Origin of the sequence: Streptomyces rubellomurinus (assembly GCF_000961885.1) — a bacterium.
Lineage (GTDB): Bacteria > Actinomycetota > Actinomycetes > Streptomycetales > Streptomycetaceae > Kitasatospora > Kitasatospora rubellomurina.
The window spans coordinates 1-8,810 of record NZ_JZKH01000159.1 but is presented as its reverse complement, the minus strand read 5'-3'; the positions used below and the strand labels follow the sequence as shown (position 1 = coordinate 8,810).

Genomic DNA, 8,810 nt, shown 5'->3' with positions numbered 1-8,810 from the left:
GTGTGGTTCAGGTTGGGGCGGGGGCGGGGGCGCGGGCGGGGCGTGGTGGGGCGGGGTCGTGGGCGGGGTCAGGAGTTGTTGAGGTAGGCCAGGACGGCCAGGACCCGGCGGTTGTCGTCGTCGGAGGGTTGGAGGTCGAGCCGGACGAAGATCGAGGCCGTGTGCTTGGCCACCGCCCGCTCGGTGATCACCAGTTGCTGGGCGATCGCCGCGTTGGACCGGCCCTCCGCCATCAACCCCAGGACCTGCCGTTCGCGCGGGGAGAGGGTGGAGACCGGCCCGGCGGAGGACGTGTGGGTGAGCAGCCGGGTGATCACCTCCGGGTCCATCGCGGTGCCGCCCTGGGCGACGCGCTGGATCGCGTCGATGAAGGTGGCGCCGTCCAGCACCCGGTCCTTCAACAGGTAGCCGATCCCGCCGGTGCTGCCGGCCAGCAGCTCGCGGGCGTACAGCTGCTCCACGAACTGCGACAGCACCAGGACGGGCAGGCCCGGGTGGGCCTGTCGGGCCGCCAGCGCCGCCCGCAGGCCCTCGTCGGTGAAGGTCGGCGGCAGCCGGACGTCGACCACGGCGATGTCCGGCAGGTCGGCGGCCACCGCGGCGAGCAGTTGGTCGCCGGTCTCGACCGCCGCGGTGACCTTCATCCCGTTGGCCTCCAACAGCCGGGTCAGCCCGTCCCGGAGGAGGAAGAGGTCTTCGGCGATGACAACGCGCACGGGATCTCCAGGTTCACGATGGTCGGGCCACCGGGCGGACTGCTGATCGCGAGCACCCCGTCGAAGGCGGCCAGTCGGCGTTCGGTTCCGCTGAGGCCGGTGCCCCGGGACGGGTCGGCGCCGCCGCGCCCGTCGTCGGTGATCGATATCCCCAGCAGCCCGTCACTGTGCCCTATCTCGATCCACACGCGCGAGGCGCCCGCGTGCTTCACCACGTTGGCCAGCAGCTCGCTCACCGCGAAGTAGGCGGCCGACTCCACCGGGGCCGGCGCCCGGCCGGGCAGGCCGCCCGTGAAGGTGACCGGCAGGGGGAGGTCCAGCGCGGTGGCCTCCACCGCGTCGGCCAGGCCCCGGTCGGCCAGTACCGGGGGATGGATGCCCCGGACCAGGTCCCGCAGTTCGCCCAGGGCCTTCACGGAGGACAGCCTGGCCTCGGTCAGCAGCGGCCCGAGGGCCTCCGGATCCTCCTTCAGCTGCTCGGCCACGGTCAGCAGCATGCCGAGGGCCACCAGCCGGGCCTGCGCCCCGTCGTGCAGGTCCCGTTCGATCCGGCGCAGCTCGGCCGCCCCGGCGTCGATGGTGTCCGCCCTGGTCCGGGTCAGGTGGCTGACCTGGCGGGCGAGTTCGGCCTGCCGGGACGGCCCGAGCAGCGCCCGCGCGGACCGCTCGTGCAGTCGCAGTACCGGCGGGGCGGCCCAGAGCGCGGCGAGCGGGGCGACGCAGATCCCCATCCCGTAGAGGATGCCGAGCGGGACGAGCGGCCCGTTCCGCCCGAGGACCTCCAGGGCGACCGGGGTGAGGACCACCACGGCGGCGGTGGCCAGCGCGGCCCAGCCGGTGAGCAGCACCCAGGCCAGGTCCCGCCAGGTCGCCGGGTCGGTCAGCCAGCCGCCGGTCCGCAGCCGCTGCCACGGGCCGCAGGCGCCGGGCGCGCGGTGGTACGGCAGCGGGATCGGCTGCCCGCTCCACCGCCCCACGACGCGCCTGCCCTCGGCCGCCGCCCAGCGCGTGCCGAGCAGCCCGAACACCACCATCGCCGGCGCCAGCCAGAACGACACGGACCGCCCGCCGGGCGCGGCGCCGCCGTACAGGTGGGTGGCCGTCACCGCGAGCGCGCCCGGGGCGAACAGGGCGGCCCCGACCGCCCGGCCGCCGCCCCCGGTGGCCCAGCACAGCGCCCAGAGTGCGACCGGCCCGGTCGGGACCAGCAGGATCAGCGGCCCGCCCGGCCCGAACGGCCGTGACTCCTCCGGCCCGAACAGCGCGGACACCAGCAGGACCGGCCCGGCCAGCAGCGCGACCAGCCCCGTCACCGCCAGCGTCACCGCGTACCAGGCCCGCAGGCCGTCCAGGCAGGCGCGCCCCACCCGCCGGGCGGCCTTGCCCACGACCCCCGAACCCGTCACGACCTCGCTCACGACGCCCGCACCCGCGATGCTCGCGCCCACGATTCCAGCCACCATGCCCGCACCCATGTCGCACCCCCTCTCAACCCGGAGCCCAGCCCCGGATCCCGATCCTCCGGTCCCGCCGGTGGCCAAGTCTGCACGGCTGGGAAGGCCCGGCGCTCTAGGCCTGAACACCCAGTTCGAGGTGTATCTGGATACACCTGCGAGAGGCCGCGTAGGCGGCTGTCGACACCCCGTCGAGACTACGTAGCGTCATGTTCCGTCAGCCGGACCGGACATGCCGGGCCGGAGTTCGAAGCATGGAGGGCCCGTGAACGCGCCGATCATCCGGATCCGCGGCGTCAGCAGGACGTACGACCGATCCGACGCCGCCCGCCCCGCGCTGGCCGGGATCGACCTGGAGGTGCGGGCCGGCGAGGCGCTGGCCGTGCTCGGCCGCTCGGGCAGCGGGAAGTCGACCCTGCTCAACCTGATCGCGGGCCTCGACCGCCCGAGCGAGGGCCGCGTGGAGGTGGACGGCGTGGCTGTCCACGAGCTGGGCGAGGCCGCGCTCGCCGAGTACCGGCGCACCCGGATCGGCATGGTGTTCCAGTTCTTCAACCTGTTGGACGACCTGAACGTGCTGGACAACGTGCTGCTCCCGGCGCAGTTGGCGGGGATGCGCCGGGAGCAGGCCCGCGCCCGGGCCGAGGAGCTGTTGGAGCGGCTGGGGGTGGCCCGGCACGCCAGGGCCTTCCCGGGCCGGCTCTCCGGCGGCGAGCGCCAACGCGTGGCGGTGGCCCGGGCGTTGATGAACCGGCCGCCGCTGCTGCTGGCCGACGAGCCGACCGGGGCGCTGGACACCGCCTCCGCCGCGGACGTCCGCGACCTGCTGCGCGGGCTCAACGAGGAGGGGCAGACGATCCTCCTGGTCACCCACGACACCGCGCTCGCCGAGGCCTGCGCCCGCCGGACGATCGAGCTGCTCGACGGCCGGCTGGTGCGGGACACGGCGGACGTGCCGAGCCCGGAGGCGGTGCGATGAGCGCCCTGAGCAAGGTGGTGCGGGCCGGCGTCGGCCGCAAGCGGGTGCAGACCCTGGTCATGGTGCTCACCACGATGATGTCCGTGACGGCGTGCATCCTCGCGACCGGGCTGCTGGTCGCCGCCCAGGGCCCGTACCAGCGCTCCTTCACCGCGCAGCACGGCGCCCACCTCAACGTGCTGTACGACCCTGCCAAGGCGAGCCCGGCCCAGCTCGCCGCGACCGCCGGCGCGCCGGGCGTGACGGCCTCCTCCGGCCCCTACCCGGCGCTCACCGTGCAGGCGCACGCCGGCACCGACACGAAGGTCCCGCCGCCCGGCAGCCCGCTCCCGCCGATGACGCTGGTCGGCCGGGCGCAGGACGGCCCGATGGACGGCCTGCGGATCACCACGGGCCGGTGGGTCGCGGGCCCCGGCGAGGTGGTGTTCCTGGACGGGCACTCCCCGCTGGCGGTCGGCGACAGCATGCAGTTCCCCGACCTGCCCGGGAAACCCGTGCTCAAAGTGGTCGGCCTGGCCTCCTCCGTCTCCTGGAGTGCGGACGGCTGGATCGCCCCCGAGCAGGTCGCCGGGCTCACCGCGCCCGGTACGGTGCCCGCCGCCCAGTACCTGTACCGCTTCGCCCACGCCGGCACCGACGCCGAGGTGACGGCCGACCGTGCCGCGCTCGCCGCCGCGGTGCCGGGCGGCGCCCTCGCCCGGGTCACCTCCTACCGCCCGGCCCAGGAGGCGGCCAACCGGACGGCCTCCACCTTCGTCCCGTTCGTCACGGCCTTCGGGGTGCTCGGTCTGGCCATGTCGGTCCTGATCATCGGCGTGGTGGTCAGCGGCGCGGTCGGCGCCGCCACCCGGCGCATCGGCATCCTCAAGGCCCTGGGCTTCACCCCGGCCCAGGTGGCCCGCGCCTACGTGGGGCAGGCCTTGATCCCCGCCGGGGTGGGCACCGCGCTCGGCGTGCTCGGCGGCAACCTGCTCTCGGTGCCCGTCCTCGGCCTGGCCCACAAGGCGCTGCGCGGCGGCCTGCTCGGCATCCCGCTCTGGGTGGACGTGGTCGTCGCGGTCGTGGCACTGGCGGCCGTGGCGGGCACCGCGCTGGTGCCCGCGCTGCGGGCCGGGCGGCTGCGCACGGTGGAGGCGCTCGCGGTCGGCCGGGCCGGGACGGGCACCGGGGGCGCGGCCGACCGGGGCCGGTCGGCTCGGCGCGGGGGCACCGATGGCCGGGTCGCCCGGGGCCGTGAGCTGATCGGCCGACTTCCGGTGCCGCGCGCGTTCAGCCTCGGGCTGGCGACCCCGCTCAACCGGCCGGCCCGCTCGGTGACCACGGCCGCCGCGGTGGCCCTCGGCACGATCGGGGTGACGCTCTCCGTCGGCCTGACCCTCTCGCTCGGCGCCTTCCAGGACGGGCTGACCGCCGGCCGGTCCGACCAGGTCCTGGTCGAGGTCCCGTTCGACGGCTCCACGCCGGTCGACCACGTGGACGAGGCGGCCGTGGCCAAGGCGATCGAGGCCCGCCCCGGCGTCCGTGCCTGGTACAGCAGCGCGCCGAGCACGGCCGTGCCGGCCGGGAGCACCAGCCGCTCCCAGGTGGTGGCGTTCTCCGGGGACACCTCCCGCAGTGGCTACCAGCTGGTCTCCGGCCGCTGGTTCCAGGGCCCCGGCGAGATCGTGGTCGGTGCCACCTTCCTCCGCGCCAACCAGGCGAAGGTCGGGGACACCATCGCCCTCACCGACCACGGCCGCTCCGTCCCGACGAAGATCACCGGTGAGATCCTCGCGACGGACGACATGGTGTTCGTCGACCGGGCCACGCTGGCTCCGCTCGGCAACACCGTCCACACCGAGGCGAGCTCCTTCCACATCGACCTCACTCCGGGCACCGACGCCCACGCGTACGCGGACGCGCTCGACGAGGCCGTCAGCCCGATGGGCCTGACCGCCGAGCCGGGCGGCCAGCACATCAGCATCGTCATGCTGGCGATGAACACCCTGGCCGTGACGCTCACCGTGCTGCTCTCCGTGGTCGCGGGGCTTGGGGTGCTCAACACGGTGCTGCTGGACACCCGGGAGCGGGTGCACGACCTCGGGGTGCTCAAGGCGCTCGGCATGTCGCCCCGGCAGACGGTCGGCATGGTGCTCACCTCGGTCTGCGGCAGCGGGCTGGTGGCCGGGCTGATCGGGGTGCCGCTCGGGATCCTGGTGCACCACGCGGTCATGCCCGCGATGGCGCGCGCCGCCGGGGTCGGGGTGCCCGAGGCGGACCTCACGGTGTTCGACCTGTCGGTGGTGGGTCCGCTGATACTCGGCGGCCTGGTGCTGGCGCTGCTCGGCGCCGCCCTCCCCGCCACCTGGGCGGCCCGGACCAGGACGGTCACGGCGCTGCGGACGGAGTGACGGCCGGGTCCGCTCACCGGCCCCGGCCGTCACCCGCCCCGGCCGCTGCCCTCCCCGGCCGCCGTCAGGCCCGGGCTCAGGCCGTCAGTGCCGCCGCGTAGGCCTCCATGGCCGCCCGCTGGTACGCGGCCAGGCCGGGGGCGATCGCCTCGTAGGCGGCGCGCCACTGCTCGTTCTCCGTGCAGGAGCGGGCGATCGCGAGGTACTCCGTCACCGGGACGGCCACCGGGGCGGCTGCGGGGCCGGCCACCGGGCCGGTTCCGGCGCCCGAGCGGAGGGCGCCGAGCAGCCGGTACTCCTCGTCGATCATGTCCTGGACGGGCCCGGCGTCGGCGGGCCGGCCGGCGGCCATCAGCTCCGCCAGCCGGACCATCCGCGCGGTCCGCTCGCGCTGGCCGGCCTCGATCTCGGCCGGGCTCATCGCGGCGGTCGCGCGCCGGGCCGCCTCGGCGTGCTCGGGGAAGTCACGCAGGCTCGCGTCGACGTCGGCGGGCTGGATGCCCTCGAACAGGTTCTCCGGTCGGTTGATGGCGGTCATGGGGGTGCCGTCCTCTCGGGCGCGTTCCAGGTCGGCGATCGTGCGGGAGACGGTGGCGGCGAGGACGTCCAGCCGGTCGCGCTCGGCGACCAGCCGCTGGTGGTGGCCGCGCAGGGCCGCCAGCTCGTCGACCTGGTCGCCGAGGATCCGGGCGATCTCGCCCAGCCCCACGCCCAGCGCCCGCAGCACGAGGATCTGCTGCAGCTGCAGCAACTGCCGCTCCTCGTAGTAGCGGTGGCCGTTGGAGCCGATCCCGGCCGGGGGCAGCAGCCCGATCTCGTCGTAGTGCCGCAGGGTCCGAGCGGTCACCCCGGACAGCCGGGCGACCTCGGCGATCGGCCAGGTGGTCATGCCGTCTCCTCTCCCGTCCCACGTTCGCGTGGACCAGGGCCGGAGGCTCCGGCCCTGGTCACGACGGTAGAAGCTACCGCTGCGGCAGCTTCAAGCCCGAGCGGCGAACCGGCCCCTGGGCCTCGCGCTCGCGGGCCCGGACCCCGCCCGGTTCACGCCGCGCCGAACCAGTCCAGCGACTGCCCGTGCGGGCCGGTGAAGGCCACCGGCTGTTCGTCCAGGGCGAGGACGAACAGCCCGGACCCCTCGGGGGCCGGGCGGGGCAGGCGGCCGGCGACGGTCGGCAGCACGGAGACCGCCTCGTTGGAGATCCAGTGCCCGGGCAGCTCGCGCATGGTCGCCGCGAACTCCTCCCGCGCCTCCGGCGGCAGGTACGCGAGCACCGCACTGTGGAACACCACCGGCGTCGCCCCCGCCGGCACCCGGGCCACCAACTCCCGTACCGTGGCGTTGAGATCGCCGCGCACCAGCAGCGGCGGTTCGGCCCGGGCTATCCGGACGGCGCCGCGCAGCCGCTCCAGTCGGTGGGTCTGCTCCGGCCAGACCAGCGACTCCAGCCAGCGCACGTCCTCCTCGACCCGGACGTCCAGCGGATTGAGGTCGATCCCGGCCCGCCACACCACCTCGGGCAGCCGCTCCCGCAGCGACGCACCGAGCGGCACCGGCCCGCTGACCGTGCAGTCCAGCACCACCGCACTGCCCTCGGCGCCGAACGCGCCGCCCTCCTCGAACTCGCCGGACTCGCCGGACTCGCCGAACTCGCCGGACTCGCCCGCAGGCACGCCCGCTCCCCCCGCCGCCAGGTACCGGTACCGGTACCGGTACCGGTCCGGGTACAGGCACAGGCCGGCCGAGGCTCCCACCTCGATCAGTGCGAGCGGCTGCGGCAGCGTCGCCAGCAGCGGCAGCAGGGTGGCGCAGCGGCCCGCCTCGTTGGTCTGGGTCCGGCGTTCCAGCATGGTCGCCGACACCTCGGCCCAGTGCGCGGTGACCCAGGTGCGGAAGGCCGGCCAGCCCTCCGTCACCGGGCCGCCCAGGTGGCGGACGGCGCCGAACAGCAGGTTCGGCTGCCGCTTGGCGTCCGGCAGTCGCTCCAACAGCGCGAGCAGCGGCCCGTCCTGCGCCACGCGCTCGGCCAACTCCTGGTAGACCGGCGAGTTTCCGCGCGCTTCCCGCTCGGCGAACCTCCGGTAGAGGCCCTTCGCATCACTGTCCACGATCCGTATTCCCTTTCCCCTGAAGGAATTTGGCGCAGCCTTGGCCGTGCCTTTGCCGTCCGCTGGACGGCCGCTTACCGGGCCGCCACGAGAGTGGGTGCACCGGAGAACGGGCCCGCCCGGAGCGAGTCGGTCCCGCCGGAACAGACCTTAACGATCACCGAGATCGCCGCAGCGACGCCGGTCACACCGGTGGGGCGCGGCCGTGACCCACCGCCCCCAGGAGGCCCGATGAAGTCCAAGCTCCGTACCCGCGCCGTGCTCGGCACCGCCGCCGTGGTGGCCGCGGTCGGCACCTTCACCGCCGGGGTCGGGGCGGCCCAGGCGGGGGAGGAGTCGAGCCGGCGCGGCAAGGCGTCCGAGCGCGAGATCGCCGCGCTCTTCGACCAGTGGAACGCCGCGCTGCGGACCGGCGACGCGAAGCAGGTCGCGGACCGCTACGCCCCGGACGCCGTCCTGCTGCCCACCGCCTCGCCGGTGATCCGCACCGACCGCGCCGGGATCGTCGACTACTTCGAGCACTTCCTGCAGAAGAAGCCGCGCGGCGAGAAGATCCGTTCGGTGATCAACGTCCTGGACGCCACCTCGGCCGTCGACGCGGGCCTCTACCGCTTCTACCTGACCGACCCGGCCACCGGCGCCGCCAAGCAGATCGAGGCCCGCTACAGCTACGAGTACGAGAAGCGCGGCGGCAAGTGGCTGATCGTCAACCACCACTCCTCGGTGCTCCCCGCCGAGGGCTGACCGCGGCGCCCCGGGCCACCGCGCCCCGGGCGGCGCTGCGCAGCGTGATCCGTACGCAGAGGCCGCCGCCGGGCGCGTCCGCGAGGACCACGGTGCCGCCGTCGTCGGTGACCAACTGCTTGACGATGGCGAGCCCGAGGCCCGAGCCGGAGCGCCCGGTGAGGCCCTGCCCGCGCCAGAACCGGTCGAAGGCCCGGGACTTCTCGGCGTCGGTCATCCCGGGCCCCTGGTCCAGCACCTCCAGCACCGTGGTCCCGGCGTCCGCGCCGCCGGGGTCGTGGGAGCCACCGGCGGCACCGGCGGTGATCCGCACGGTGATGGTGCCGCCGTCCGGCGAGACTTCCAGGGCGTTGGAGAGCACGTTGTCCAGCACCTGTTCCAGCCCGCCCGGCCCGGCGAGCACGGCCGGTACGGACGACCG

8 protein-coding genes are annotated in these 8,810 nt (G+C 75.0%); 3 read left to right on the top strand and 5 right to left on the bottom strand.

Annotated features, from left to right (window positions below):
- Positions 1–68: 68 nt before the first annotated feature.
- Together VM95_RS36295 and VM95_RS36290 are read right to left on the bottom strand one after the other, a co-directional pair.
- Positions 69–716: a LuxR C-terminal-related transcriptional regulator gene (locus tag VM95_RS36295; RefSeq protein WP_045705293.1), complete on the bottom strand. Its 648-nt coding sequence runs from the start codon at positions 714–716 to the stop codon at positions 69–71.
- Positions 668–2,179: a sensor histidine kinase gene (locus VM95_RS36290; protein ID WP_078861122.1), complete on the bottom strand. Its 1,512-nt coding sequence runs from the start codon at positions 2,177–2,179 to the stop codon at positions 668–670. The genes VM95_RS36295 and VM95_RS36290 overlap by 49 nt, the downstream gene beginning before the upstream one ends.
- Before the next feature lie 223 nt (positions 2,180–2,402).
- On the opposite strand from VM95_RS36290, the gene VM95_RS36285 reads away from it, so the two are divergent.
- Positions 2,403–3,149 (top strand): ABC transporter ATP-binding protein, encoded by a 747-nt coding sequence (locus VM95_RS36285; RefSeq protein WP_045705291.1) that lies wholly within the window; start codon positions 2,403–2,405, stop codon positions 3,147–3,149.
- The gene (locus VM95_RS36280; RefSeq protein ID WP_045705288.1) at positions 3,146–5,539 is read left to right on the top strand and encodes an FtsX-like permease family protein; all 2,394 of its coding nucleotides are present in this window, start codon (positions 3,146–3,148) and stop codon (positions 5,537–5,539) included. The genes VM95_RS36285 and VM95_RS36280 overlap by 4 nt, the downstream gene beginning before the upstream one ends.
- 76 nt (positions 5,540–5,615) lie before the next feature.
- Here VM95_RS36280 and VM95_RS36275 read toward each other — a convergent pair whose 3' ends face one another.
- Complete coding sequence (locus VM95_RS36275) at positions 5,616–6,428, bottom strand: MerR family transcriptional regulator (protein ID WP_045705286.1); 813 nt, start codon at positions 6,426–6,428, stop codon at positions 5,616–5,618.
- A 152-nt stretch (positions 6,429–6,580) separates the two neighbouring features.
- Positions 6,581–7,645: a DUF2332 domain-containing protein gene (locus VM95_RS36270; RefSeq protein ID WP_045705285.1), complete on the bottom strand. Its 1,065-nt coding sequence runs from the start codon at positions 7,643–7,645 to the stop codon at positions 6,581–6,583.
- 231 nt (positions 7,646–7,876) lie between these two features.
- Here VM95_RS36270 and VM95_RS36265 point away from each other — a divergent pair, with 231 nt between their 5' ends.
- Entirely contained in the window at positions 7,877–8,389 is a 513-nt protein-coding gene (locus VM95_RS36265) for an SgcJ/EcaC family oxidoreductase (RefSeq protein ID WP_045705283.1), read from the top strand.
- Here the strand turns inward: VM95_RS36265 and VM95_RS36260 are convergent.
- Positions 8,352–8,810, bottom strand: a 459-nt coding sequence (locus tag VM95_RS36260; protein ID WP_045705281.1) for a sensor histidine kinase, incomplete at its 5' end; no start/stop codon positions are given. The genes VM95_RS36265 and VM95_RS36260 overlap by 38 nt on opposite strands.

What these genes read in the sequence shown, in the direction of transcription:
- VM95_RS36290 (WP_078861122.1), bottom strand. Translation starts at nt 2,179, where the DNA reads ATGGTGGCTGGAATCGTGGGCGCGAGCATCGCGGGTGCGGGCGTCGTG.
- VM95_RS36285 (WP_045705291.1), top strand. Translation starts at nt 2,403, where the DNA reads ATGCCGGGCCGGAGTTCGAAGCATGGAGGGCCCGTGAACGCGCCGATC.
- VM95_RS36280 (WP_045705288.1), top strand. Translation starts at nt 3,146, where the DNA reads ATGAGCGCCCTGAGCAAGGTGGTGCGGGCCGGCGTCGGCCGCAAGCGG.
- VM95_RS36275 (WP_045705286.1), bottom strand. Translation starts at nt 6,428, where the DNA reads ATGACCACCTGGCCGATCGCCGAGGTCGCCCGGCTGTCCGGGGTGACC.
- VM95_RS36265 (WP_045705283.1), top strand. Translation starts at nt 7,877, where the DNA reads ATGAAGTCCAAGCTCCGTACCCGCGCCGTGCTCGGCACCGCCGCCGTG.